Origin of the sequence: Streptomyces sporangiiformans (assembly GCF_005768555.2) — a bacterium.
Classification (GTDB): domain Bacteria; phylum Actinomycetota; class Actinomycetes; order Streptomycetales; family Streptomycetaceae; genus Streptomyces; species Streptomyces sporangiiformans.
This window is the reverse complement of sequence record NZ_VCHX02000180.1, coordinates 47,312-73,457: the sequence shown is the minus strand read 5'-3', so window position 1 is coordinate 73,457 and position 26,146 is coordinate 47,312. Positions and strand designations below refer to the sequence as shown.

The 26,146-nt window shown below is 69.4% G+C and carries 20 protein-coding genes; 6 read left to right on the top strand and 14 right to left on the bottom strand.

Annotated features, from left to right (window positions below):
* Nucleotides 1-535 precede the first annotated feature (535 nt).
* Nucleotides 536-2,995, top strand: a complete 2,460-nt coding sequence (locus tag FGD71_RS32800) for a SpoIIE family protein phosphatase (protein ID WP_119104311.1) — start codon at nucleotides 536-538, stop codon at nucleotides 2,993-2,995.
* Between the two features lie 246 nt (nucleotides 2,996-3,241).
* A complete protein-coding gene (locus FGD71_RS32795; protein ID WP_119104199.1) occupies nucleotides 3,242-5,005 on the top strand; it encodes a DUF6055 domain-containing protein in 1,764 nt (587 codons plus the stop codon).
* A 27-nt stretch (nucleotides 5,006-5,032) separates the two neighbouring features.
* Here the strand turns inward: FGD71_RS32795 and FGD71_RS32790 are convergent, their stop codons facing one another.
* The 4 genes from FGD71_RS32790 to FGD71_RS32775 all read right to left on the bottom strand — a co-directional run bounded on the left by FGD71_RS32790 (nucleotide 5,033) and on the right by FGD71_RS32775 (nucleotide 9,156).
* Nucleotides 5,033-6,079: a LacI family DNA-binding transcriptional regulator gene (locus FGD71_RS32790; protein ID WP_119104198.1), complete on the bottom strand. Its 1,047-nt coding sequence runs from the start codon at nucleotides 6,077-6,079 to the stop codon at nucleotides 5,033-5,035.
* Between the two features lie 73 nt (nucleotides 6,080-6,152).
* A complete protein-coding gene (locus tag FGD71_RS32785) occupies nucleotides 6,153-6,986 on the bottom strand; it encodes an ATP-binding cassette domain-containing protein (protein WP_119104197.1) in 834 nt (277 codons plus the stop codon).
* Entirely contained in the window at nucleotides 6,983-7,978 is a 996-nt protein-coding gene (locus FGD71_RS32780; protein WP_119104196.1) for an ABC transporter permease, read from the bottom strand. Before FGD71_RS32780 ends, FGD71_RS32785 begins: the two co-directional genes overlap by 4 nt.
* Nucleotides 7,979-8,130: 152 nt before the next feature.
* Nucleotides 8,131-9,156 (bottom strand): sugar ABC transporter substrate-binding protein, encoded by a 1,026-nt coding sequence (locus FGD71_RS32775; RefSeq protein ID WP_119104195.1) that lies wholly within the window; start codon nucleotides 9,154-9,156, stop codon nucleotides 8,131-8,133.
* 427 nt (nucleotides 9,157-9,583) lie between these two features.
* On the opposite strand from FGD71_RS32775, the gene FGD71_RS32770 reads away from it, so the two are divergent.
* Nucleotides 9,584-9,877, top strand: a complete 294-nt coding sequence (locus FGD71_RS32770; protein WP_119104194.1) for a putative quinol monooxygenase — start codon at nucleotides 9,584-9,586, stop codon at nucleotides 9,875-9,877.
* A gap of 113 nt (nucleotides 9,878-9,990) precedes the next feature.
* On the opposite strand, the gene FGD71_RS32765 is transcribed toward FGD71_RS32770, so the two are convergent.
* The 4 genes from FGD71_RS32765 to FGD71_RS32750 form a co-directional block, all read right to left on the bottom strand.
* Nucleotides 9,991-10,875 (bottom strand): hypothetical protein, encoded by an 885-nt coding sequence (locus tag FGD71_RS32765; RefSeq protein ID WP_119104193.1) that lies wholly within the window; start codon nucleotides 10,873-10,875, stop codon nucleotides 9,991-9,993.
* 98 nt (nucleotides 10,876-10,973) lie between these two features.
* Nucleotides 10,974-11,657: a GntR family transcriptional regulator gene (locus FGD71_RS32760; RefSeq protein ID WP_119104192.1), complete on the bottom strand. Its 684-nt coding sequence runs from the start codon at nucleotides 11,655-11,657 to the stop codon at nucleotides 10,974-10,976.
* Nucleotides 11,621-12,421, bottom strand: coding sequence for a cysteate racemase (gene cuyB / locus FGD71_RS32755; protein WP_119104191.1), 801 nt, complete (start codon nucleotides 12,419-12,421; stop codon nucleotides 11,621-11,623). Before cuyB ends, FGD71_RS32760 begins: the two co-directional genes overlap by 37 nt.
* Nucleotides 12,418-13,812 carry a dicarboxylate/amino acid:cation symporter gene (locus tag FGD71_RS32750; protein ID WP_119104190.1) on the bottom strand — a complete coding sequence of 465 codons (1,395 nt, stop codon included), beginning with the start codon at nucleotides 13,810-13,812 and terminating at the stop codon, nucleotides 12,418-12,420. Before FGD71_RS32750 ends, cuyB begins: the two co-directional genes overlap by 4 nt.
* A gap of 691 nt (nucleotides 13,813-14,503) precedes the next feature.
* On the opposite strand from FGD71_RS32750, the gene FGD71_RS32740 reads away from it, so the two are divergent.
* Both FGD71_RS32740 and FGD71_RS47625 read left to right on the top strand, forming a co-directional pair.
* Nucleotides 14,504-15,547 carry an alpha/beta fold hydrolase gene (locus tag FGD71_RS32740; RefSeq protein WP_119104310.1) on the top strand — a complete coding sequence of 348 codons (1,044 nt, stop codon included), beginning with the start codon at nucleotides 14,504-14,506 and terminating at the stop codon, nucleotides 15,545-15,547.
* Between the two features lie 240 nt (nucleotides 15,548-15,787).
* Nucleotides 15,788-15,946 (top strand): hypothetical protein, encoded by a 159-nt coding sequence (locus tag FGD71_RS47625; RefSeq protein ID WP_162931293.1) that lies wholly within the window; start codon nucleotides 15,788-15,790, stop codon nucleotides 15,944-15,946.
* A 78-nt stretch (nucleotides 15,947-16,024) separates the two neighbouring features.
* On the opposite strand, the gene FGD71_RS32735 is transcribed toward FGD71_RS47625, so the two are convergent.
* The 5 genes from FGD71_RS32735 to FGD71_RS32715 form a co-directional block, all read right to left on the bottom strand.
* Nucleotides 16,025-17,089 (bottom strand): hypothetical protein, encoded by a 1,065-nt coding sequence (locus FGD71_RS32735; protein ID WP_119104188.1) that lies wholly within the window; start codon nucleotides 17,087-17,089, stop codon nucleotides 16,025-16,027.
* Nucleotides 17,090-17,365: 276 nt separating this feature from the next.
* The gene (locus tag FGD71_RS32730; protein WP_119104187.1) at nucleotides 17,366-18,094 is read right to left on the bottom strand and encodes a GAF and ANTAR domain-containing protein; all 729 of its coding nucleotides are present in this window, start codon (nucleotides 18,092-18,094) and stop codon (nucleotides 17,366-17,368) included.
* 105 nt (nucleotides 18,095-18,199) lie between these two features.
* Entirely contained in the window at nucleotides 18,200-19,864 is a 1,665-nt protein-coding gene (locus tag FGD71_RS32725; RefSeq protein ID WP_119104186.1) for a cellulase family glycosylhydrolase, read from the bottom strand.
* A 197-nt stretch (nucleotides 19,865-20,061) separates the two neighbouring features.
* Complete coding sequence (locus tag FGD71_RS32720) at nucleotides 20,062-21,255, bottom strand: GDSL-type esterase/lipase family protein (protein WP_119104185.1); 1,194 nt, start codon at nucleotides 21,253-21,255, stop codon at nucleotides 20,062-20,064.
* 178 nt (nucleotides 21,256-21,433) lie between these two features.
* Complete coding sequence (locus FGD71_RS32715; protein WP_119104184.1) at nucleotides 21,434-24,637, bottom strand: glycoside hydrolase; 3,204 nt, start codon at nucleotides 24,635-24,637, stop codon at nucleotides 21,434-21,436.
* A 380-nt stretch (nucleotides 24,638-25,017) separates the two neighbouring features.
* Here FGD71_RS32715 and FGD71_RS47620 point away from each other — a divergent pair, with 380 nt between their 5' ends.
* Nucleotides 25,018-25,206, top strand: coding sequence for a hypothetical protein (locus FGD71_RS47620; RefSeq protein ID WP_162931292.1), 189 nt, complete (start codon nucleotides 25,018-25,020; stop codon nucleotides 25,204-25,206).
* On the opposite strand, the gene FGD71_RS32705 is transcribed toward FGD71_RS47620, so the two are convergent.
* Entirely contained in the window at nucleotides 25,203-26,051 is an 849-nt protein-coding gene (locus FGD71_RS32705; protein ID WP_162931291.1) for an SAM-dependent methyltransferase, read from the bottom strand. The two genes, FGD71_RS47620 and FGD71_RS32705, sit on opposite strands and share 4 nt — an antisense overlap.
* Between the last annotated feature and the right edge of the window lie 95 nt (nucleotides 26,052-26,146).

The following is a 26,146-nucleotide window of genomic DNA, read 5'->3' as shown; positions in this document are numbered from 1 at the left end:
GTCACCCGTCACCTCCCTCCACGAGGATTCCCGGGCTCAAGTCTCGATTATCGACCCATATGCAGGGGAATGATAAAAATATTCGACTTGCGAACATTTATGGACGCCACCCGAAAGGGGAGTCCGTGGTGAAGCGTCCGCTCGGCGTCGAGATGGGCGTCGACGAGCTGAGGTGGGCGCTGATCGTCGAGGACTCGATCGAGACCAAGGGCAGCGCCAGGACTCCTCGCGCGGGGCTGTCGCACGCGATCGACGCGGTGGCCCGGACCACCCGGGAACACCTCAGGACGAACTGGCGTGCCGGGTCGGGTGCCCGACCTGGATTCTCAATGACGCCCGCGCGTTCGAGCACGGCGAGCTTGTGCTGGGCGCGGCAAGGGGCTGGACAACGTGTTCTTCATCAGATGCCCCGGCTGCCGCGGCCACCAGTGGTGCTTCCCACCCGAGCAATAGGCTGGAAGGTGTGGGGCTTCGGAGACGACCGGTTTCGTACGGGGAGCAGGGCCGTCGGCGCCCCGCGACGAGGTGAATGACGATGGATCCGTTCGATGAAACCCCTCGGGGCGGGGGCGAGGGTCTCGTCGAAACGACGGAGGCGGTGGCCGCGGTCGACGCACGTGGCCTGGTCGCTGCGTGGAGCCCGGGTGCCGGGAGGTTGCTCGGTTACGGACCCTCCGATGTGATCGGCCATCCCGCGTCCCTCCTGCTGGCGGACGATCCGCCCGCGGCCGACCTGCGGCACGCGGCCGCGGCGCAGAGCTGGAGCGGGAGGGTCGCGCTGCGGCACCAGGACGGCCGCCGCCTGGACGCGGACCTGCGGGCATGGTCGGCACTGGACGCCGACGGACAGCCCCAGTGGTTCCTGATGCACTCGCCGGACGAGGCCCAGCTGATGAAGTGGGCGTTCGAGCTGTCCCCGCTCACCCTCGCGATCTACGACGCCGACGGACGGACCGTGCGGATCAACGCCGCGACCCGCAGCCTGCTCGGCCTCGAAGCGGACGACCAGGCGCTCGGCCGGGTCGTGGAGGAGCTGTACGGGGACGCCCGGGAGCAGGGAGTACCGTCCGCCCCCGCGTTCTCCGAGCATGTGACCGAGACGATGCGCCGCGTGGCGGCGACCGGCCAGGGGGTCTGCTACGAGGTCTCCGCGCCGACGGCGCCCGGGGCCCGGGAGCTGACCTGGGCCGTCAACATGTCGCCCGTGGCGGATCCGTCGGGCAGGGTCCACGGAGTGTTCACCGCGGGATGTGACATCACCGAGCAGTTCGAAGCACGGCAGCGGCTGGCCTTGCTCAACGAGGCGGGCGCCCGGATCGGCACCACACTGGACGTAAGGCGTACAGCCGACGAGCTGGTGGGCATGGCTGTCCCGCGGTTCGCCGACTTCGTCAGCGTCGATCTGGTGGATTCCGTACTGCACGGCGGCGAACCGCTGCCGGGCCCGGTCGACGGCACCATCGCCCTGCGCCGTGTCGCGCATCAGTCCGTGATCGAGGGCGTCCCCGAGGCCGTGGTCGCGCTGGGCGCGGTGGACACCTACCCGGACTACTCACCGCCTGCCCGCGCCCTGGCCTCCGGCCGGCCCGTCGTGAGCTCGCTGGGAGACAGCGACTTCGACCGGTGGGCTCTGTCGGATCCCGCCCGGGCCGCCCGGGTGCGCGACTACGGCTTCCACTCGGTGATGTCGATACCGGTACGTGCCCGCGGCACCACACTCGGCGTGGCGGTCTTCGTTCGTCGGCGCCCGGCGCCCTTCGCGGCGGACGACCTGGCCCTGGCCGGCGAAATGGTGGCCAGGGCGGCGGTCTGCGTCGACAACGCCCGCCGCTACACCCGCGAGCGGCACGCCGTCCTGACCCTCCAGCGCAGCCTGCTGCCGAGGCAGCTGCCGCAGCAGGCTGCCGTGGAGGTCGCCACGCGTTATCTGCCGGGCAGCTCGCAGGTCGGCCTCGGCGGCGACTGGTTCGACGTGATCCCGCTGCCCGGCGCCCGGGTCGCCCTGGTCGTCGGCGATGTCGTCGGTCATGGGATCCACGCGTCGGCAGCCATGGGGCGGCTGCGCATCGCCGTACGGACCCTGGCCGACGTCGACCTGGCCCCCGACGAACTACTCACCCAGCTGGACGACCTGGTCATCCGACTGTCCGCGGACGGCAGCAGTGCCGACGGCAGCGGCAGCTACGAGGGCAGCACCGACGAGGGCGCCGAGCGCACCGAGACCGCCGACGACATGGGCGCCACCTGCCTGTACGCGGTGTACGACCCGATCTCCCGCCACTGCACCATCGCCCGTGCCGGTGGCCCGGAGCCCGCCCTGGTCAGGAGCGACGGCACGGTCGAGCTGCTCGCCCTCCCGGCCGGCCCCAGGCTCGGCGTGGGCGGCCTGCCCTTCGAGGCCACGGAGCTGGAGCTGCCCGAAGGCAGCCTGCTCGCCCTCTACACCGACGGCCTGATCGACGCCCGGCCCGGCAATCTCGACGAACTCTGCCGTGTGCTGGCACGCCATTCCGGCCACTCCTTGGACAGCACCTGCGGCACGGTTCTCGAGCGGCTGCTTCCCACGGTCCCCAACGATGACGTCGCCCTGCTCATCGCCCGGACCCGTTCCCTCGGCCCCGGTCAGGTCAGCAGCTGGGATCTGGCCGCGGATCCCTCCGTCGTCGCCGAAGCCCGAAAGGTGGCGTCCGACCAGCTGAGCCGCTGGGGCCTCGAAGACCTCACCTTCACCACGGAACTGGTGGTCAGTGAGCTGGTGACCAATGCCATCCGGCACGCCGAGGCCCCGATCCGGCTTCGGTTGATCCAGGACCAGTCCCTGATCTGCGAGGTTGCCGACGGCAGTAGCACCACACCGCACCTGCGCCGGGCCCGCGCGTTCGACGAGAGCGGCCGTGGTCTCCTGCTCGTCGCCCAGCTCACCGACCGCTGGGGCACTCGACAGACCCCCACGGGCAAGATCATCTGGGCTGAACAGTCGCTCCGCGAGACCTGATCGCCGCCGGGTGTCACTGGGTGCCCCGGGTTGCGGCGGCAGCCGACGAGGCATCCGGCCCTCGCCCTGCCCCAGCGGTCAACGGCGTTTCCCGCGGCCGCAGTCGACTGGTCACGGGAGCGCTCCCATGGCACCATGGCGCGGCTTCGTGAGGGAAGCGGAGCCGAGTCGATTCGTCGAACAGAGGGCCTCCACGTGACGATCACTGTGCGAGGCTTATTGACATGTACGCGACGCTCGGGCGTCGTGCTGGCGGTATGGGCGCTGGGCGCGGCCCTGGCGATCACACCCGTATCGGCCCACCCGGACGCCGCGCCGCCCGCGGAGGCGCGGACCGCGGCGGCGGCGAAGAGCGTCTACGTCCCGCCCAGTTGGGCCGCGACGGGTGAGGTTCCGTGGAAGCCGGAGCGCACCAAGGAATCGGCGAACTTCATCCTGCTGTGGGGCGAGAAGTCGGGTACCAACCCGAAGAACGCCCCCTCGGACTACCGGTTCGACCCGGACAGCATCCTGAGTCAGCTGGAAAACCTGTACTCCTTCTACGTGAACACCATGAAGTTCACGCCGGAGACAGGCCTGTTGGCCCAGCACAAGATCAACGTGATCGTCACGCGAACCTGGAACCGCGCTGAACTCGACGCCTGGGCCACCGGCGGCTCGGCCGACGGCAGGGTCGGCGTCATCAACATCGCGCCCGCCGCGGCCGCGCCCGGTTCCTGGGGACTGGCCCATGAACTGGCCCACGTCTTCCAGAACTACACGTTCCTCGGCAAGGGCGGCGGCGTGGGTCTCACCGACCCGTCGGCCGGCACGTTCTGGGAGAGCAGCGCCGAGTTCATGGCGATGCAGGTGTACCCGGACGGCGGCGCGGGCGACCTGACCCGGTTCCTGCGCACCGAGAGCCTGGCCTACTCCTCCAGTCGCCACCACTACGGCAACTGGATGCTGATTCAGTACCTCGTCGACAAGTACGGCGGCATCAAGACCTTCAACGACACCTGGAACCAGGCGAGAAGCACCGAGCACCCGTTGGAGACGTACCGCCGCATCAACAACCTGACACAGGCTCAGCTCAACACGAGAGTCGCCGAGTACGCCCAACGCCAGGTCACCTACGACTACTCCAACCGCACCCACATCATGCCGTTCATCAACAACGTGTACGGCGCGGGCTTCATCAACGCCTACAACGGCGTCCCCGTGAACGCGGTGAACCAGTCGGCAGGCCACTACGCGATCCCGGACGCCCTCGCGCCCTCCGACTACGGCTACAACAAGATCAAGCTGGTGCCCGCCAGTGACGGAGCCCTGATCAAGCTGCACCTCAAGGGGCACGTCAACGCGGCCGCGGGCTCCGGCTGGTCGTACGGTTTCGTGGCCGTCAGGAACGGCACCCCGCGCTACGGGACCGTCTCCAGCAGCTCCGACGGCCAGATCAGCTTCCAGACCCAACCAGGGGAGAAGGAGGTCTACCTGGTCGTCACCGGCACCCCGAACACCGTGCACCACTACGGCTTCCTCGACGGCTACCCCAAGAACCACCGCTATCCGTACGAGTTCCGTATCAGCGGCGCCACCCCCTCCGGCCACGAACCCGGCCACCAGAAACCGGCCGCGACGGGCGGCGGCCACTGGCACTCCAACGGCGGCGGCTGGGTCGACAACCGGGCCAGTGTCGCCTCCACCGTGTACGTCGGCCCACGCGCCGCGGTCTTCGGCAGCTCGACCGTGACCGGCAACGCCCGTGTCGAAGGCTTGGCCTGGGTCAACTCCGGCGCCCGGATCAGCGGCAACGTGGTCGTCAAGGACAACGCCATCGTTCAGGGAGGCGCCAACCTCTCGGGCAGCACCGTGCTCGGCGGAGACGCCGAGATGTGGATCACCTGCTCGTCCGGCACGTACCTGATGTTCAACCCCGACCGCGGTTGCGACGGCAGGGGCGGCGAGAGCGACGTCAACCCACCGCATCGCACGTTCACGGACGAGGAACTCGCGATCACCATCCAGTAGGTGCGTCGATCCACCCACCGCCGCACGTCAGTTGGGGGCAGCGCCCTGCATCGCGAGGGCAGGGCGCTCGCCCGAGCCTCGGACGATCAGCCTGGTGGGGACGGTGATCGTGCGGGACCGGGTGCCGGAGCGGTCGCCGTCCAGCCGTGCCAGGGCGGTGGCCGCGGCTGTCCTGCCGATTTCCTCGGGGTCCTGCGCGACGACGGTCAGGGCCGGTTCGAGTGCCTCGGCGAGCGGCAGGTCGTCGAAGGCGACGACGGCGATGTCCTTCCGCTTGCTACGGGAGAGTTCGGCGACGATTCCCAGCGCGACCATGTTGTTTCCGGCGAACAGGGCTGTCGGGGGATCCGCCAGGGCCAGCAGCCGGGAGGTCGCGTTGGCCGCCGCATGCTGGTCGTGGGCACTGGTGATCAGGGAACGGTCATGGGGGAGACCGGCTTCCCGCAGCGCCGAGCGGTATCCGCTCAGACGTTCGCGGCGGGTGTAGAGCTTGGTGGGAAGATCGCCGACGAAACCGATACGCCGGTGACCGTGGGCGATCAGGTGGGCGACACCGTCGTGGGCGCCCGCACGGTTGGAGCTGACAACGCTGTCCGCGGACAGGCCGACCGCCGGCCGGTCGATGAAGACCACGGGCAGGCCCGTGGAGCGATGGGTCCTGAGGTGGGAGTGGTCGGCGCCGACGGACGGCACGACCATCAGGATGCTGACACGGCGGGCCAGGAACTTCTCCGTCAGGTCACGTTCACGGTCGGGATCCTCGGCGGAGGAGCCCATGAGCAGGGTCAGGCCACGGTCGCGGACGGTGTCCTCGATACCGCCGGCCACGGCTCCGAAGAAGGGGTTGCCGAGGTCGGGGACGACCAGTCCTATCGTGGTGTCGGGTCCGCCGACGCGGATGTTGCGTGCCATGAGGTTCGGCTGGAAGCCGAGTTCGGCCACGGCCGCGAGAACCTGTTCCCTGGTCCGGGGTGAAACGGGTCCGTCCCCGTTGAGGACACGGGAGACCGTCTTGGCGCTGACGCCTACTTCTCGGGCGACGTCGGCCAGGGTGGGGCGGCGGTTCGCTGCCATGTAGAGCCGTTTCCTGTGTGCTCATCGGTTCCGGCCGCTGCGCCGGCCGGAACCGATAAGTGCTGAGTGGTGGTCAGTTGGCCTGGACTCCCGCGGCCTTCGCGGCATCGGAGTCCGCGACGACAGTACCTCCGGCGTCGTCGACCGTGAGCGCGCCGGTCATGATGGCGACGACCTCCGCCATGGAGTAGTCGGAGGGCTTGATCACGGCGGCGCGCCGGCCCAGCCGGTGGACGTGGATCCGGTCGGCGATCTCGAAGACATGAGGCATGTTGTGGCTGATCAGGACGACCGGCATGCCCTTGTCGCGGACGCGGCGGATGAGGTCCAGAACCTGGCCGGACTCCTTGACGCCGAGGGCGGCGGTGGGCTCGTCCATGACGACGACGCTGCGCGCCCACGCCACGGCGCGGGCGACCGCGACGGCCTGGCGCTGGCCGCCGGAGAGCGTCTCGACCGCCTGGGTGAGCGAGCGCAGGCCGATCTTCAGGTCGGCCATGTGCTCGGCTGCCTCTTGACGCATGCGCTTCTTGTCGAGCATGCGGAAGGCGTTGCCGAGGAGGCCGGGGCGGCGCAGTTCGCGGCCGAGGAACATGTTGGAGGCGATGTCCATGGAGGCGGCCACCGCGAGGTCCTGGTAGACCGTTTCGATGCCGTGGCTGCGAGCACTCTGCGGCCCGGAGAACTGGATGGGTTCGCCGTTGAGTCGTATCTCGCCCGCGTCGGGGACCAGAGCGCCGGTGAGGGCCTTGATGAGGCTGGTCTTGCCGGCTCCGTTGTCGCCGATGACGGCGAGGACCTCGCCGGGCAGCAGGTCGAAGTCGGCGCCGTCGATGGCGGTGACGTGGCCGTAGCGCTTGACCAGACCGCGGGCCTGCAGAACGGGGGAGGGAGCGGTGGCGGTCATCGGGCCTTCTTCCGGGAGATCTGGTCGACGGTCACCGCCAGGATCACCAGCACTCCGGTGATCAGGGTCTGGTAGATGGAGGCGACGCCCATCAGCTGCAGGCCGTTACGGAAGACGCCCACGATGAGCACGCCGATGAAGGTGCCCAGGACCGATCCGCGTCCGCCGAAGAGGCTGGTGCCGCCGAGGACCACGGCGGTGATGCTGTCGAGGTTGTCGGTCTGGCCTGCCTGGGGGTCGCCGACTCCGGTGCGGGAGATGAGCAGCAGCGCGGCGATTCCGTACAGGACGCCGGCCGTGGTGTAGATGCCGATGGTCAGCGGGGAGGTGCGCAGGCCGTTCAGCCGCGCGGCTTCCTTGTTGTTGCCCAGGGCGTAGACGTGCCGGCCCCAGGAGGTGTTGCTCAGCGCGTACGCGAAGAGGAGGAACAGGGCGATGGTGAACAGGGACCCGTAGGTGATGTCCGTGTAGCCGAGCGGGAAGGTCTCCCCCAGTGCGGTCACCGGCCCGGGTAGGTTGCTGATGGTCTGCTCTTCGGAATAGATGTGCGTCAGCGCGAACGCCACGTTGAGCATGCCGAGGGTGACGATGAACGGGGGCAGCGGGATCTTCTGCACCAGCAGTCCGTTGGCCAGGCCGAAGCCCCCGCAGACGGCCAGACCCAGAGCGATGGCGACGAGGGGCGGCACGGAGCCCTCGGCCGCCATCTTGGCGATCACGATGCTGCCGAACGCCATCACGGTCCCGCAGGACAGGTCGATGCCCGCGGTGAGGATGATCAGGGTCTGTCCGATGGCGAGGGTGCCGACGACCATGACCTGCTGCACGATCAGGGAGAAGTTCCCGCCGGTGAGGAACTGGTCGGTCGTCAGGGAGAAGAACAGACAGGCAATCAGGAGGGCGGCCAGCGGGCCGGCGGTCGGCGCCGTGAGCAGCCTGCGGGCCGTGGTCGGCGCCTTGATGTCGGCGTACGGCGTGGACGTGGCAGTCATGCGAAGTCCTTGTCGGAAGACAGAAGCCCTTGTCACTCCTTGCCGGAGGACAAGCAGACGAGGGGGCGGCCGTCCCAGGTCGGGGGAGGGGTTGGGGCCGGCCGCCCCGCTTAAGGGGAGAGGCGGTGTCGAACGGGCCTCGGAAACGCGGTTCAGCCCCAGCAGTTGTCCAGGCCGTAGGCGGTGTCCTTGGACGTGACCCCGTCCTGCGGCTTGTCGCTGATCAGGGTGACGCCGGTGTCGGTGTAACCGGACGCCTTCTTGCCGTCCTTGGCGAACGTCGCGACGGCCTTGACGCCCTCGGCGGCCATCTTCAGCGGGTACTGCTGCGACGTCGCGGCGATCTTGCCGTCCTTGACGGCCTGGGTGCCGGTGCAGCCGCCGTCGACGGAGACGATCAGAACGTCCTTCTCCCGGCCCTTGGCCTTCAGCGCGGTGTACGCACCCAGCGCGGCAGGCTCGTTGATGGTGTAGACGACGTTGATGCCGGGCGACTTCTGCAGGCAGTTCTCCATGGCGGTCTGCCCCTTGGACTGGTCGCCCGCGGTGTCCTGGGAGCAGACGACCGCCGGGTCCTTCTCGTCGATGCCGAACCCCTTCAAGAAGCCGTCGTGCCGCTGGACCCCGACGGCGACACCCGGCGCCAGGTCGAGCGTGGCTATCGTGGCCTTCTTGCCCTTCATGGCCGCCTTGGCGTACTCGCCGATCAGCTCGCCGGCCTTGAAGTTGTTGGTGGCGAAGAGGGCGTCGACCGCCTCCTCCGGCTCGGTCGGGCTGTCCAGGGCGATGACCAGGATTCCCTTGGCCCGGGCCTTCTCGATCGCGGGCAGGATCGCCTTGGAGTCGCTCGGGGTGATCAGGATGCCCTTCACCCCGGAGGCGACCATGTTCTCGATGGCGGTGACCTGCCCGGCGTTGTCCCCGTCGAACTTGCCCGCCGCGCTGACCAGCTTGACGCCGTTTTCCTTGGCGGACTTCTCCGCGCCTTCCTTCATCTTCACGAAGAACGGGTTGGTGTCGGTCTTGGTGATCAGACCGACCTTGACGTCCTTCCCCGAGCCGGAGCCGGTGGAATCCGACCCTGAGCCGGGCCCACAAGCCGTCAGGGAGAGGGCCGCGATGCCCAGGCATGCGGCGGATCTGAGGAGGAAGGCGGTCGAACGAGTGGTGCGCAACATGGAGGGGCTCCTGCTGGGTTGCGGATGAGGCGGCCGGCATCGAAGCATGCCGTCCCCTGGTGTCATCGTTGACTTATGTCATCGTTGACACTTGCCGAGGATGATGGACCCGGCTCCCGGGAACGTCAATGCCTTGTGCCCGTCACAATTCGGCAACGTACCGGCGTCGCGGGACGGCCCGACGCACGCAGGTCGTCGCAGCTGCCGACGGCCGCATCGCAGGCGCGGACGCGGCGGCCGGGGACCCGCGGGGGCTTGCCGTGCGGCCGCCTCAGGAGCAATCACGTTCGCACGGTTGACGCATCGACGAGCTTCCGCTCATCATCGGTTCCCGTCGATGTCATCGCTGACATAAGTCAACGATGACATCGCTTGGTCGAGCGCCGTGGACAATCGTCCGCACCCCACAACGCGAGGACGCGACACCGTGACGAAGACCCTGTTCGCCGAATTCACCGCCCGCAAGGGGGAGGAGGACGATGTCGCCCGCCTGATGCGGGACTACGCCCGCAAGGTGCGCGAGGAGGACGGCAACCTCGCCTTCGACGTCTACACCAAGGCGTCCAACCCACGCGCCTACTGGATCTTCGAGGCGTACCGGGACGAAGACGCCTTCCAGGCGCACCTGAACGCCCCGTACGGCGTGCCGTTCAACACCGCGCTCGCCCCGCTGATCGAAGAGGACGCCTCGGTACTGACCTTCGTCGACCCGCTGCCCTGATCCGGGCGGATTGTCCCCTCTCTGGTGGCCCTGGTGGCCCTGGTGACCCTGGTGAACTTCGGGCGCCGTAGAGCGTTTCTCCCCCTGGAACAGGGGGAGTTGGGGCGGGACGACTACATGTCGCCGGACAGGCGCTTCAGGCGGGCTGCTGCGGCGTCGGCTCGGCGCTGGGCCTGGCGCGCCGCGCGGTCGCTGTCGCGCTGCCGGTCGCGGACCCGGCGCTCCTCGGCCTCCGCCTCGCGGGCCTGTGCCGCCAAACCCTTGCGCTGCTCGGTGAGTTCGCTGATGCGCTGGTGCAGGTCGGCCACCCGTTCCTTGGCGTCCTGGGCGGCGCCGTGGTCCCGCGCCGCACGCTCCTGGCTCTCGCGCAGTTCCTGTTCGGCCGCCTCGGCCTCCTGGCGGACTTCCTCGACCTGCCTGCGCCGCCGTTGCTCCGCCTCGGCCCGGCCGGTCTTCTTGTCCTGGTCCCGGCGTTCGGGCTGTGGGGCGGGGGGAGTCACCAGGCGCAGCCGGCGGCCGCCGGCCGCCGCGAAGCCGGTGGTGGGGTCGAGCGGCTTGGTCAGCCGGCCCTTGGCCCACTGCTGGGCCGCGTCAGGATCGGCGAGGACCGCACGCAGGGTCTGCTCGACCTCCTGCCGCACGTCCTCACTGACGTGCTGTCCGGCCTCGGCGGCCAACTGCCGCGCCTGTCGCGACATGGCGGCGATCAGGGCGTGCTGCTGGCGGGACAGCGCCCGCAGCTGCTCACCGTCCAAGTCCCGGTGGGCCTGACGCAGGCCCTCGCCGAGGCGGATCAGCGGTTCGACCACTTCGGGCTGCTCGCGCACCAGCAGGTTGCTGGCCCAGGCCGAGAGGGTCGGCCGACGCAGGGCCTTGATCTGGTCGGCCAGCTGGCGGTCCCCGTCCTTACGCGCTGCTGCCGCGCGCTGGTTGCGGGCGGCGGTGAACTCATCCGGCCGCACCCCGTACAGCTCCTCGGCGACAGCATCGAGTTCCACAGGCGCCCTTCCGCTGTCTCGCATGTCTTACATGCCGACCTTCTCGCTCTTTAGTCGAGTATGCGCATCGATCCGGGCCTCGCATCTTCGGTGGAGCTTCAGCCGGCGGTGTCGGCGAGTTGGTTCGTGTCGAAGAGCCTGTTGATGTGTCCGCCGAGCTCCGACCAGTGCTGGCCCGACAGGTCGGCGGCGGCCCGGCTGTCACCGGTCGCACAGACGGTGATGAGCTGCTCGTGGTGTTCGATGGTGTTGCGGCCGCCGAGCAGGGTGGAGAACTTCCGGTAGAGGATGCGGTGGATCTGGGGGTGCAACTGCTCGATGATCCGGCTCAGTACGGGATTGTCGGCGACGGTGATGGGTACCGCGTGGAAGCGGTCGTCGGCCTCCAGGGCGGCGGAGGTGTCGTTCGCGGCGACGGCCCTCTCGAAATCCCGGTTCGCCGCCCGCATCTGCCCGAGGTTCTGTTCGGTCATGAGGGGCACGGCGGTTTCGACGGCGAGTTGGTCGAGGGAGCGCAGGACGGCGAGGGTTTTCTCGACGTCACGCCGGTTGAGGGTGGTGATGCGGGTGTATACGCCGGGTTTGGCTTCGACCAGTCCGATGTCGGCGAGCCGGGCGAGCGCTTCGCGCACCGGGGTGCGGCTGAGCCCGAGGCGCTCGGCCAGTTCGCCGTCCTTGACCTTTTCTCCCGGGTCCAGTTCGCCGCGCACGATGGAGTCGCGCAGACGCTGGAAGACCTCATCGCTCAGGAGGCGCCGGGAGACTGGGCTGTCGAGTGACATATTGCATACGATACATCGCTGTTGCGTGAAGCCGGCAGGCCTGGCGCTTCACGGGTACGGGAGCGATGCACCAGGGCGCCGGCCAGTACGGCGGCCGGGTCGACGAGCGGGACGGGGACGAGCCGGGGAGTGAGTCCGAGAGGGATCTCGGTGCACCCCGCGATGATGGCCTGAGCCCCGTTGCCGACCAGTTGTCGTGCGGCCCGGGCGAGCGGTCCGGACACGGCGGTACCCCGCTGACCGGCCTTCACCGCCCGGATCGCGGGCATCACCTGGTCGTCCTGGCCGGCTTGGTCGGGCAGGACGAGGTCGATGCCGGCGCGGGCGAGCCAGTCCTGATACAGGCCCGCCCGGATGGTGCCGGTGGTGGCGAGCAGTCCGGCGACACGCACCTGCGGGCGCAGCCGAGTCAGGTGCCGGGCCACCTCGCCGATCATGTGAACGATGGGCAGGCCCACACGATCGGCGATCTCCGGGATGAACGCGTGGGCCGTATTGCACGGGATCGCGATCACAGTGGCCCCCGCCTCCCGCAGCACCCGGCTTCCGTTCAACAGCCACGGGGTGGGGTCGGGGCCGCGGCCCATGAGTGCCTCGGTTCGGTCGGGCACCGTCGGATCGGACCAGATCACCGTCTTGAGGTGGTCCTGGTCGCTGCGGACCGGAGTCAGCGACACCAGCTTGGTGTAGAAGTCCGCAGTCGCGGCCGGGCCCATGCCGCCCAGGATGCCGATGATCTCCGAAGCCCCGGTGGAGCCGTTCACCGTGCGGTCTCCTCCTGCAGGGCCCGCGCACTCGGGTGGTCTTCGTGCCCGGCGGCGTCCGGTGCTTCGTGCCCGACGGGGTCCGGTGAGCCGTGCCCGGCCCTTCGTTTGGCCTCACCGCGGGCTTCGGAGCGGTCCACCACGGCGGCCGCGAGCGAATTGCCGATGACGTTCACACCCGTACGTGCCATGTCGACGATGAAGTCGACACCGAGCAGCAGCGCGATGCCCTCCGCGGGGAGGCCGACGGTGTTGCCGGCCGCGATGAGGACCACGATCGAGGCCGAGGCCACCCCTGCCATGCCCTTGGAAAGGATCACCAGCACGCCGACCATGACCAGCAGAGCCGGGATGGAGGTGTCCGCGCCGTAGGCGTTGGCGAGAAAAACCAGGGCGGCTGCCTGGTAGAGGACGGAGCCGTCGCTGTTGAAGGAGTAGCCGAGGGGGACGACGAACGACGACGTCGAGCGGCTGATCCCGAATGCCTCCAGCTTGCCCATGAGCGGAGCCAGTACGGCCTCGGAACTGCGGGTCACGAACGCGATGCCTGCCAGCCCGCCGACGGCCTTGAGCAGGGCCACGTAGCGGACGCGGTAGATCGCGGCGATGAGCGGGAAGATCACACCCAGGACGATGGCCAGGCCCGCGTAGACCACCGTGATGAAGCCGAGCAGGCTCTTGAGGTTCGCGAAGCCGTAGTGCGCCACGTCATAGCTGATGAAGCCGAGCACGCCCAGGGGCGCGACGCGGATGACGTAGCCGACGACTTTGAACATGACGGATGCGACGGAGTCCAGCAGGGTGGCGAACGGGGCCGACTTCTCGCCGATGGCGGCCATGGCCACGCCGAGCAGCAACGCGAAGACGATCGCGCCGAGCAGGTTGCCCTCGGTGAACGCGGCGAAGATGTTCTTCGGAACCGCGTGCAGGATCAACTCGTGGAAGTCGATGCCCTGCTCCAGGCTCTGAAGGCTCTTGGGGTCGGCATCGGCGACGGGGGCGCCCTTGCCGATGCCGGTCACTTTCGCCAGTCCCACGGCGATGAGAAGGATCACCGTGGTGACGATCTCGAAGTAGAGGATGGCCTTTCCGGCGATCCGGCCCACCTTCCTGACCGATTCCATGCGGGCGATACCCAGCACGATCAGGGGGAACACCAGCGGCAGGACGACCACCTGCACCAGATTCAGGAACAGGTCGCCGAAGATCTTCATCTGCTCGCCGGCGGAGGGGGCGAGCGAGCCGATCAGCGCGCCGAGGCCGACAGCGATGATCGACTGCACGCCGATCGCCAGTCGCCACCAGCGTCTTGACCGCTCGGCGGATGCCGATCCGGCAGGGTTGCCGTCGTGCCCGTCCGCGGTGGCGGCGCGGGCGTGGGGTGTCTCCATGCGAGCTCCAATATATTGCGTTCTGCGTATTGGAGCGTAAGGTTGGACCCCGTCACGGAGACCTGTCAAGGGGATCCACCGGAAGAGGGCGCACCTGTGGGTGGACGGAGGACGGACGAATGCGGAGCTTGCTCAGCGGTCCCGAAGGGCCCGCGCCGCGGCTCGGTCCTTCTGAGGTTCTGCCTCGGCCGACTTCGGTCCGCTTCGGCTGGACGGCTCATCAACGCCGCCGGGTGGTGTCGGTGGGACCTCGGGAGGGCGGAAGAGGAAGTCCTCGAACGCCTCCATTGCGAGCATCAAAAGCATCATGAGTACCGGTACGAGCAGGGCTATCAAGATCACGGAACCTCCCGAAGGAAGGAGTGATCGGGCTCCCGGTCTGGATGGATCCCGCTGGATGCGCTGGAGAACGTCTGTCTCACCAGCCGCGCATCTGCCGGTCGCCCCGCAGGGACTGCCTGTGCGGCAACCGACCTCCCTCAGTCTGGGCCCGAACGGAGTAACCCGCATGCCGAGGGGCCGCGCCACAGCGGCGCACCCGGACAGCACGACGTGCGCCGCGCCCGATGATGCGCTGCCCTTGCAACAGGGAATTACCGCCACTTCGTCCGGAGTTGAGACTATTGCGACTCAAGTGCAGAAACTGCGCCTCTGTGGCGTAATGGGTCGTGGAGTGTGTGAGGTGTTCGCGATGGCCTGGTTGTCTGAGGTTCTTTCCATAGCCGGCCAAGGCGGGGACCGTGCCCTGCGGGTCGCGGTCGGCCTACGTGGTCTCCTGCTGGGTGCCCTCTGGCTGCGGCGGGAGCCCGCGGCAGGGCCCGACGGTGAGCGGGGACAGGTCGTCGTCCCGCCTCGAGCGGCTTGGTTCGTCCAGGGCCAGGCGGCGGATCTGAGTCCGGTGACCGTGGCGTACGAGCGGCAGGGTTCCGGCGATCCGGTGGTGCTGCTGCACGGGCTGGGATGCCACCGGCAGGCCTGGGATCCGGTCGTGCCACTCCTGACAGGACAGCGAGAGGTCATCGCGATGGACCTGCCGGGCTTCGGACAGTCCCCCGACCTGGACCCCGGTGTGCCCCGTGACCTGCAGACGGCCGTTGCGTGGCTGGGCTCCGTGTTCGCGGCGCTGGGCGTGGAGCGGCCGCACGTGGTGGGCCACTCACTGGGCGGGCTGATCACGCTGCGCCTGGGGCAGGCGGGGCTGGCGCGCAGTGTGACGGCGCTGGCCCCCGCCGGCTTCTGGACCAGCGCCGAGCGGCGCTACGCCTACGCGGTGCTGACCGGAGCCCGACAGGGTGTGCGGCTGCTGCCCGAGGCGGCCCTGGCCCGGCTGGTGGGCACTGCCCCCGCCCGCGCCGTGCTGACCGGCACCTTGTACGGGCGGTCGGACCTGTGCCCACCGGAGAGGGTGGTCGCGGCCTTGCGGCCGCTGCGGGACTCGGCGGCATTCCAGGCCACCCTGCGGGCCGGGCGCGCCCCGGACCTGTTCGCGGGCGACATCCCCGATGTCCCGGTCACCATCGCCTGGGGCACCCGCGACCGCCTGCTGCCGCCGAGACAGGCCGTCAGGGCCCGCGCCATGATCCCGAACGCCCGCCTGGTGGCGCTGACCGACTGTGGCCACGTACCCATGCTCGATGCGCCCGAACTGGTCGCCCGCACCATCCTGCACGCCACGGAACCCGGGCGGCAGGAATGGGAGGGGCAGGCGGGGATCGTGCCCACCGACGAACTCTGAGCATGGTGCGTCGGCCGCGGTCGGTTGCACTGTCCGGGTGGCGGCGAGACGGCCGTGGCGGCGCGCACGAGGAACACAAGGGCCGGTGTCGTTAGCGTGGCGAGGGCAGTTCCGCGTGGTGTGTCAGCGACCGGCCACAGGGTCGAACAGGCCCCCTACTGAGGGAAGTGGAAGCCCGTGTTGGGAGGTTCAGTTCGCCGGGTCGATCCGCCTCGTCCCGATGACCCGAGGACGGTGCCTGTGCCGCGGTACCCCGAGGCCGCGGAGGAGGAGAGCGCAACGGGCTCCCTCGGCGACGCGACCGCCTGGGAGCTGTTCCGCGTGATCTTCACGTCCGTAGGGCTCGCGGGGACGGGGGCTCGCACGCTCCTCGACAAGACGGACGGCGGTCACTCGTGACCTGCCCGCCCCGGAGAGCAAGGGGCGGGCAGGGGAACCGGGCAGGGAACAGGGGGCAGGGAACAGGGGACGGCGGAACTACGCGGGAACGCGTGCTTCGGCGGCGGAGATGATCGTCTGCCGCCGGCGGTGGCGCCGCTCGTGCTCCAGCACCTGGCGGGCCACGCTGAGCGGTTCGTTCTGCAACCGGTCCATGATCCGGCTGGGTTCCATGGCGTCGTAGCCGGGCCAGGGCTCGCCGCCGCGCAGGTGCTCGATGGCGTCCAGGACACCGGGCCGGTTGGCATGGCTGCGCTCGTAGCCCTCGATCACCGTCAGCTCCGACTGGGACAGCGAGCGGAGCCGCCGCTGGATCTCATCGGCGCTGAGCTGGCTGAAGCGGGCGATGGGCAGATCTTCTTCCCGGGTCACCGCGCCTTGGACCTGCTCGGCCACGCGGGTCGCCTCGGGCATCTCCCGCATCGCCCCCTCAGCGGCACCTCGGGTTCGCCGTCCCCCGGTCCGGGCCGCGTCCCGCAGCCGGTCCGCGGCGGTCAGCACCGTGCGGGTGGCCGCCTCGACCAGGCCGCGATACCCGCTCTGCTCCGGGCGGAATCCGTTGCCGTTGCCCGCGGCGGCCACGGACCGGGCCTGCGCGGCGACGCTGTCCTCCAGCGTGGCCAGCAGCTCCTGGTTCTGGCGGCGGAGCGTGGTGAGCAGATCGATGGTGGCCTGGTCCTGGACCTGCTCGGCGAGGACCTCGCCGGCTCGGGAGACGGCCAGCGCCCGGGCCGCCGTCGCGTACTCGTCCTCGGTGTTCCTCAGCAGCCGCCGCTCATCGGCCGGGCCCTGGCCCTGCAGCACCCCCGTGACGAACCGCTGCCCGATCGTCACCGGCAGCATGGCCGCCCGGACGGTGGTACGGGCGGCGAGCCTCGCCACGTCGGTCGTGCCGCCGAGCAGCCCGCGGGGCCGCAGCTCGCGCACATGGTGCTCGATGCGCTGGACACTGTCCTGCACGTCGTCGGCCTGGCGCTCCAGCATCTGCCGGTACGGGCCGGGCGGCGTGACGGCCGCATCTGCCCGCAACCGGTCGAGCACGGCCGCATGGGCCTGGCGGGCGTCCTCCAGCGCCGGTACCAACGTCTCCGTCATTACTGCCATTTCTTGCTCCTGAGTGGGGGATCGGGCGGCAGTTCGCCGCAGGAGAAACAGCTGCCCCGCCCTGCTGTCCCTGCGGTTGGGCAACCGGCACCATCCTGCGCGACCCGCATCAAGATCACCCGCTGAGCGGGGCCCGGGCAGGACCGGCCGTGAGCCCGGGCGCAGCAGGAGCAGGCCCTTCTACATGGGGCGGCGGCGCGGGCGTTCCGCCATCCGGGTGAACCCCGTCCGAGAGACCCTGGCGGCGCGTTCGAGCGACAGACCAGGGTCCGTGTGTCAGGGGCGGGGAGGCAGTGTCCTGCCGCCGGAGGGCGGCTTACCGCTGATGTTGGTGATGAGTTCGGTGCACAGGTCGCGGAGTTTGATGTTGCGGTGCTGGGAGGCACGGCGCAGGGTCGTGAACGCTTCCTCGGCGGTGCAGCGCTGCCGGCCCATGATGATGCCGATCGCCTGGTCGATGATGCTGCGCGACCGCAGCGCCCTCAGCAGATCCGCGACGTATTCGTCGGTGTCGGCCATGCGCTGGGCCAGGGCGATGGCGCCGGTGGCCTGGGAGGCGAGCGCGCGCAGACCGGTGAGGTCGGCGTCGTCCAGGCCGGCGGGCTTGGGCGCGTACAGGTTGAGGGCGCCTACGGTGCGGGTGCGAGCCGCGATCGGCAGGGAGATCGAGGAGCGCGTACCACGGGACACGGCGTACGCCGGGTAGGGGCCCCAGCGTTCCTCGCTCAGCATGTCCTCCACCATGACTTCCTCGCCCGTTCGCAGCGCTTCGAGGCAGGGACCGTCGTCCTGCCCGTACTGCGCCTCGTCGAGTTCGGGGGCGCTGATGCCGGCACTGACCACGGTCAGCGGACGGTTGGGCCGCTCCAGGGTGACGCCGCATCCGTCCGCGGCCGGATACAGCGCCAGCGCGCTGTCGGCCAGGGCACGGAGGAAGTCCTCGACCGTATGGGTGCTCAGCAGCAGGGAGGTCGCATCCGGTGATGCGGACGCCTGGTGGGCCATGATCCCCATTCCTTCCGGGCTCGCGCCCGTCCTCTCTCCACTATGCGCCGAACCGCGTACTCCTCGCCCCGCGAGGAGTACGCGGTTCGTGACGCCGGCCGGTCCTCAGGTCAGGGAGCAGGTGGAGCCGTTGAGGGTGAAGGCGGTGGGGCTGGGGTTCGCGGTCGACCGGTTGGCCGTGAAGCCGAGGGTGACGGAGCCCCCCGCGGGGATCGCCGCGGTGTACGAGGCGGAGCTGACGTTCACCTCGGCGCCGGTCTGGGTCGCGGTGCCGCCCCACAGGTTGGTGATGCGCTGGCTGTCGGGGAAGGTCCAGCGCAGACTCCAGCCATTGATCGCGGAACTGCCGGTGTTGCGGATGACGATCTCGCCCTGGAACCCGCCCGTCCACTGGTTCGTCACCCGGTAGCCGATGCCGCAGGCCGCCTGCGATCCGCCGGAGGACGTGGTGACCGCCACTGTCCCGGAGCGCCCGGATCGGTTGCCGGCGGCGTCGCGGGCGTAGACGGCGAAGGTGTACGAGGTGGACGGGCCGAGGCCGGTGAGGTTGGCGGAGGTGCGGGCGGTCGTGGTGACCACGGTTTCGTCTCCGCCGCTGACGCGGACGACGTCATAGCCCGTGACGCCGGTCGCGTCGGTGGCCGCGGTCCAGTTCAGGGTGACGGACGAGGAGGTCACCGCCGAGGCGGCCGGTGTCCCGGGGGTGGTCGGGGGAGTGGTGTCCTGGCCGCCGGAGGAGTAGATGTCAGCCTCTTCGGAGGTGGCGGCGATGCCGTTCGCGCCGTTGAAGAGCCGCTGACCCCAGGTGGTGAGCTGGTTCGGGTCGAAGTTCGTGACCATGTCCAGGTATTCGACCCCGCCGCCGTTGCCGCTCCAGGACCAGCCGAGGTAGCCGAGGCCGAGCTGCTGGGCGGCGGCCAGGATGGCGTCCTCGTCGGGATTGCCGTCGGAGTGGTCGTGTCCGAACTCGCCTATGACGAGGGGGAGTTTGGCGGCGACAAAGCGGTTCAGGTAGTCGCTGATCTCCGCGGCCGTGTCGAAGACGCCGTACATGTGGATGGAGAAGACGGTGTTGGCGTCCGGGTCGGCGGCGAAGACCGAGGCCGCGTTGTCGCGCATGGTGAACGCCCAGTCCTGGCCCCAGTTGGGTGCGTCCACCATGAGGGTGTGGTCGAATCCGGCGTTACGGAGCTTCTGGATGGCGGCCTTGGTGTCAGCCGTCCAGCTTGCGTAGTTGTTGTTGCCGTAGGGCTCGTTGCCGAGGTTGACGATGACGTAGTTCTCCTGGCCGGTCAGCGCGCTCTGCACGCTGATCCAGTAGTCGGCGGCGCGGGAGAGGGTGACGGCGCCGCTCTGTTCGCCGTAGCCCGTGGTGTCGTGGACTTCCAGGACGCAGATGAGCCGGTTCTGCTTGCACTGGGCGACGACGTTCGCCACATCGGCGGTGTCATTGCGGGTCCAGCGGTCACCGCTGGAGAGGACCACACGTACGGTGTTGGCTCCCTTGGCCTTGATGTGGGCGAGGGAGCTCATGCGGTCCGGATACCAGGTGTGCGCGTGGTTGACGCCGCGCATCACGAAGTCGTTCCCGGACGCCTCCGTCAACCGGCCGTTCTCGATACGGAAGCCGGTCGCCGCCGCGGCGGCCGGTGTGCCGAAGGCGAGCAGGGGGAGGAGGAGCCCCAGGAGGGCTGCGGCGACGGCTGCCACCCGTGGGACGGCGGGGGTACGGGGACGAGTACGGATACGGGTGGGGGGACGGGATCTCATGGCGGCTCCAGGAGAGGACGGAAACGGGGGAGGGAAAGCGTTCGGGGCGGGGCGGGGGCAGGAAGCGAGGGGACGGGGCTCGAACGGGCGGCACGGAACCGGCGAAACGGAACGGGCGACGCTGAGTGAGCGATGCTGAAGGGCGATGCTGAACGACCCACGCTGGAAGGGGCGTTGGCCCCTGTCCGCGCCGGGGCTCAGGGGGAGGAGACAGCGGCGGCCGCAGCCGTCGCCGTGCACTTGACGGTCGCCGACGGGGTACCGGCCGTGGCCGGAGCCGCGGTGATGAAGCCGAAGGCGGCGCTCGCTCCGGGCGCCAGGGTGCCGTTCCACGTCGCGTTGGTGACGGCGGCGGAGCCGTCGGCGGCCGTGGTGAGGGTGCCGTTCCAGACCTGGCTGAGGCGTGCGCCGTCGGCCGGTACGACCGTCACGGTCCAGCCCGAGACGGAAGCGGCGGACGTGTTGCTCACCGTCACCTCGCCCTGATAGCCGCCCTGCCAGGAGGAGACGGCCCGGAAGGAGACGGTGCAGGCGGGCTGACCGCCACCCGGGTCACCGGGATCGCCGGGATCTCCCGGCGGGCCCGCCTCGAGGAGGGCGGCCAGAGGCGGATACCAGCGGGCGGCGATCTTGTCGTCGCCGGAGGCGGAGGGGTGCACGCCGTCGTAGGTGTCGGTGGCCGTGTTGAAGCCCGTCCACTGGTCCACCACGGTCACCGGGGAGCGGCTCGTGCTCGTGGCGCGGGCCCAGTCGGGGATCCGCGCGTTGAAGTCGACGACGCGCTGCGCGCAGCCCGTACAACTGCTGGGGTTCAGCGGGATGAGCTGCGCGACGAGGATCTTCATGTCCGGGTTGTCGGCCCGCATCTGTGCCACCAGCTTGGTGTAGGCGGCGAGGATGCGGTCGGGGGCGATGCTGCTCCATACGTCGTTCGTGCCGAAGTGCATGACAACGATGTCGGGATGGGTGGCGGCCAGCCTGCCGGGGAGCAGGTTCCGGTCCGCCACGTCGGTCACCAACTCGCCGCCGTGGCCCTCGTTGTCACCGTCGTGCGGCTGTCCGCAGCCCTGAGGGCCGAGGGTGCCGACGAAGTCGATGTCCGTGTATCCGGCGCTCTGCAGCCGGTTCCACAGCACCGCCCGCCAGCAGCCAGGCGAGCCGGTGATCGAATCGCCCAGCGGCATGATGCGTATGGCGGCCGCCGCTGCTGCACGCTCAGTTGCCGGTGCCGCCGCCGACTCGGCTGCCTGTGTCGCCGGGGGCTCCGCCGCCGGTGCGGCCGCGGCGCGCGGCGCGAGGGTTGCTCCCATGATCAGGAGCGCGGCGAGCAGGGTGGCCAGAAAGGTGAGAGCCGGAATGATCCGTAAGCGTAAGCGGGGGGTGCTGCGCATCATGTTCCCTTCTCCGAACGAGGTGGGAGCGCTCCCATTACGCCATCAAGCCATCGTTGTCGCTGACACGTCAAGGGGTCGGCAAAGGCTCAGATGCCGGTTGCCGAGCCGACGGCTGGTCCGGAGAAAAGTCCGGGGAGGGGAGCCAACTGCTGCGGCTCCCCTCCCCGATGCCGGCTCAGCGCCGCACGAGTTCGATCTGGTACCGCCGTTTCTGTGACCCGTCCTCACTGGTCACGGAGACGACGGTCACCGTCCGGCCGGACTCGTCGGCCCGGTCGATCGCCACGGCCGCATAGGGGTCACGTGCTGTCGCCGTGACCTTGCTCCGTTTCGGATCCTCGGTGACGACCCGGTAGGTGGCCGTGTCGGGGTCGAACGAGGCGACCGGCACGCCGGCGACCTCGATCGACGCGGCCGCGGCGTCGGAGGAGGCCCCGGGGCTCTTGGCGAACACCTCGATCTCGCTCATGGTGATGTAGCCGCCCGGACGGGCGGTCATGACCACACGCACTCCGGTCGTCGGCCCCGCCGTCAGCGGGACGTCGACCACCGGCGTGCCCTCGGCCCCGACCTCGACGGCGTCGCTCGCGTCGACCCAGGCACCGTCGCCGGCCGCCCGTACCTGCACCTTCAGGCTCGCGGGGAAGGAGGCCGTGCTCCCGTCGCGGTGGAAGTGCGCCACGACCCGGTCCAGATCGCGTGCCGCCGGCAACGTGAACGTGACGGTGTCGGACGGGTTCTTGGTGTTCCCCGGCTTCCAGTTGGACCAGGCCTTCTCGGACAGGTTGCCGTTGCGCAGCCGCTCCGCGGAGTATCCGCTTTCGGTGAACGTGGCGTCGACCGAGACATCGTCGTCGGGCGCGATATTGGTCTGCGCCGGTTCGGTGACCTGCACGCGTACGCTCGCGTCGACCGTACTTCCGTCGACGATCTTCGCCGTGCCGTGCAGGGTCACCACCCCGGCCTTGTCGAACGCTCCGTCAGGTGCCCGGTCCCAGGTCACCGGCAGATCCGCCCTGCCGCCGTTCTTCCCGACACCGACGACCGTTCGCGGCAGTTCCGGCGTTCCGCCCACATAGGTCTTGGCGCGACCGGGGAGGGCCGAGGCGATCGTGTCGACGGTGACGACCGCCTTCGCGGGAATCTGCCGCCCGAGCGGATCCGTCGCCCGGCCCGTGACCCGTACCGTCCCGGGGTCGCGCCACTTCCGGTCCGAGGGCAGCTTCCACATCACGGGGAGCGAGCCTCGCGCGCCGTCCCGGAAGACCGGCGTCACCGTATCGGGAAGCTTCGGGGCCAGGCCGGGGACGGTGAACGCCTCGGCCGTCTCGGTGCGCAGCACCGTCTCGTCGGTCACGGCCCAGCGCTGGTTCGCCGCCGAGGTCGGGGTGTACGTGGCCACCTTGGCGCCGTCCGTGGAGGACTGCCCGGTGACGTCGATCAGGCGGCCGGTGGCGGCGTTGACGAACGTCCAGGTGCCGTCGCCGGTCGTCGACATGATCCATTGGGCGGTGTCGCCGGCCGGACCGTCTTCCGGGTCCTCGAGGACGGCTGCGTTGTCGCGTACGGTGAGTCGCTTGCCGGTCGTGGCGTTGATGAGGGCGTAGCGCTCGCGGTTGTCGTCACCGGAGGTCAGCTTCTTCACGGACCACAACTGCCGCGCGCTGCCGGGGTCGGTCGTGCGGATGACGACTCCGCTCCCGTCGTCCGACGGGGCCAGCGACTTGCCGCTCTGTGCCCCCTGCAGCCGGTAGACGTGGCCGGGCTGTACGAGTGCGGCGTCCTTCGCGACACCGCTGACGCCCTTGACCAGGAAGGTCGTGACCGATTTCGCGGGCACGGACAGCGTGGCCGACCGTCCGGTGACACGGACCGGCGTCCCCCGGACGAGTGCGCCGTCCGCGCTCGTCACCACGGGTGTCACGGTGGCCTTCCGCGTCACCATGCCGAAGCGCGAGAGGTCGAGGGTCACGGTGCGCGAGGAGGCGCCGTCGTTCACATGCACCACCGTTGCCGCGTGGCCGGACTTCTTCACCGCGGCGACGCTGGACGGGTCGCTGACCTTCACGAAGTGATCGCCGGGGCGGATGTGGTGGGTGAAGTTCCGGATGGTGTTGAACTTCGAGTTGGTCCGGATCGGACAGGTCTCGAGCGTGTCCTCTGCTTCGCAGTTGAACGGGACGTGGATGCTGCCCCAGTTCTTGCCCGCCGCGGCCTGCGGTATCGCGTCCTCGACGGGCTGCCAGAACACCCAGGCCGACGGCTCCAGTTCACGCATGTCATCGACCATGCGGGTGGCGATCCCGAGCCCCGGTTCCATGCTGGTGAAGTCGGTGCCGGTGCCCCACGTGCCCTCGACCTCGCTCATCCACAGCTTCTTGTCGGCGCCCTTGGCGATGTCGCGCGCGCTGGTACGCATGCCCGTGCCGTAGGTGTGGACGTTGAGCTGATCGACGGCGGCCCGCGCCGGGGAGCCGTAGGCGTTCCAGTTCTGGGTGAAGATGCCGGGATTGGTCTCGTCCATCGCGGAGACCTCGGCGTGGGTCGTGGTCTTTCCCTCGAGCGCCTCGCGGAGTGCCAGGACCACCTTCTGCTGAAGCTCCGGTCCGGCGTGCGCGCCCTCCTGGCGGCCGCCCGTGGGCTGGCCGTCCGGTCCGAGCTGGGTGCCCCAGTACGGCGTGTTCGGCTCGTTGAGCGGGGCGATGGTGTCGAACTTGATGCGGTGTTTCTTCTCCAACTGCTCGGTCACACGCACCAGATAGGCGGCGAAGTCGTCGACGCGGTCGGCCCGGATCTGGTCGGTACTCGCGTCGAAACCTCCGGAGACGTACCCGCTGACCGTCTGGAACCACGGCGGCGAGTTGCTGAACGCCTCCCAGCGGGTGACCTTCTTCTTGACCTGGTCCACCCACCAGCGCTGGCCCGCGTCGGCGTTCCAGTCCCAGTGGTCGGGGTTCTCGGGGTCCCACCAGTCCTGTTCCTTCTGAGTGGTCCCCTCGGGGGCCTTCCAGAAGCCGTCCATCGTCGCGCCCGCCTTCATGTAGTCCTTGCGGACGTCAGGGGCGTTGCCGCCGCCGATGTTGTAGCGCGCGATGTTGAGGCCGAGACCGTCCTTGCCGAACAGCATGTCGACGAGCTTCTTGCGGATGGGGTCCGGGTAGTCGCCCGTGGCGTTGGCGAACCAGACGAGGCTCGTCCCCCATCCCTCGAACTCCTGCTGCTGGTAGGACGGATCGATCCGCACCGTGACCGCGCTCCGCGGCGTCTGTGGCGGCGGTTCCGCGGTGGCGGCGGGCGCGGTGACGAGACCCGCGCAGAGCACGGGGGGAACTGCTGACACCAACGCCCGGACGAGGCGATGTCTGCTGGACAACGGCATTTCCTTCCGCAACACAGAGGCGAACAGAAACAACCAGAACCAATCGGGTTGAAGGCATGGTTTATGACGGAAATGAACACGTCAAGACATTGCGCATGCTCGGTGTTGGGCAGGGGACCACCAAGTGGGACTTGGGTCCTGGCGCAAAAGCCGGTGGCCTGCAGGGTGTTTCACCCGGCAGGCCACCAGCCCTGTTCCTGTTGCTCCGTGAGGTCAGCCGCACCGGCCCGTCGGCCGGGTGCGGGTCACCACGTCGGTGATGCCGGTCGTCGAGTCCAGCCACGTGCCGGCCGCCGAGGACGGGCACGCCCCGTGCCTCTGCTTCCAGGTAGGTGCGGGCCGCACCCGCCGCGCCGCCCGTGGCCGGGGCCTGCTCCCGGATGCCCCGCACCAGCACCGGGGTCTCCGTCTCCTGCCCGGGGATCACCTTCCCCGGGCTCGGCGCCGGTGCCGCCGCTGCCGTCGCGGCGCCGGCGGGAGCCGCCGAGACGACGGGTGCGGCGACGCTGAACAGCGCCGCCGCACCCGATGATCCGCAGGCCTGCAACCCTCAGGTCTACAACGCCTAGGCCTTGTGCGCGACGCCGCCGAAGCTGTCCACCTCCTGAGGGTCGACCTCCGCTTTCCGCAGCTCGTCCTCCGACTCGGGCTCGTCCTCGACGGCCGTGCCGGACTCGGACTGCGCAGGGCGCCACTGGGCGACGGACACCAGGCCGGGCTCGAGGAGTTCGAGGCCGTCGAAGAAGCGGGCGAGCTGCTCGGGACTGCGGTTGACGCGGGGATTGTCGCTGGCCTGGTTCCACTGCGCGACCATGGCGCGCATCTCCTGGGGATGGAACACCTCGGTGCTGTCGCAGAACACGAGGTAACTGCCGGACGGCAGGGCATCCACCAGGCGCTGGACGATCCCGTAGGCGCTGTCGTCGGGCACATGGGCGGCGATACCGAGCAGCATCAGCGCGATGGGCTGGTCGAAGTCCAGCATCCGGGCGGCACCTTGCAGGATCGCGGCCGGGTCGCGCAGGTCGGCGTCGATGTAGTCGGTGGCGCCCTCGGGGGTGCTGGTGAGGAGCGCCGTGGCGTGGGCCAGCACGATGGGGTCGTGGTCGACGTACACGATCCGCGCCTCGGGTCTGATCCGCTGGGCGACCTCGTGGGTGTTGTCGAACGTGGGCAGTCCGGTACCGACGTCGAGGAACTGGCGGATACCGACCTCACCGGCCAGATACGTGACCGCGCGCTTGAGGAACGCCCGCTGGGCGCGGGCGATGTGGACGATCTCCGGGTTCAGCTCACGGATCTGGTCACCGACCTCGCGGTCGATCTCGTAGCAGTCCTTGCCACCCAGCCAGTAGTTCCAGATGCGCGCCGAGTGCGGCACGCTGCTATTGATCAACGGAACGTCATGAGGCATGGAGCATCTCCGAGTTGGCCGGGCTGTTGCCACCCAACATAGAGCCGGAGGGCGGCGTACGTGGTCGGTCGCGTGATCTTCCGAACGTACGGCAC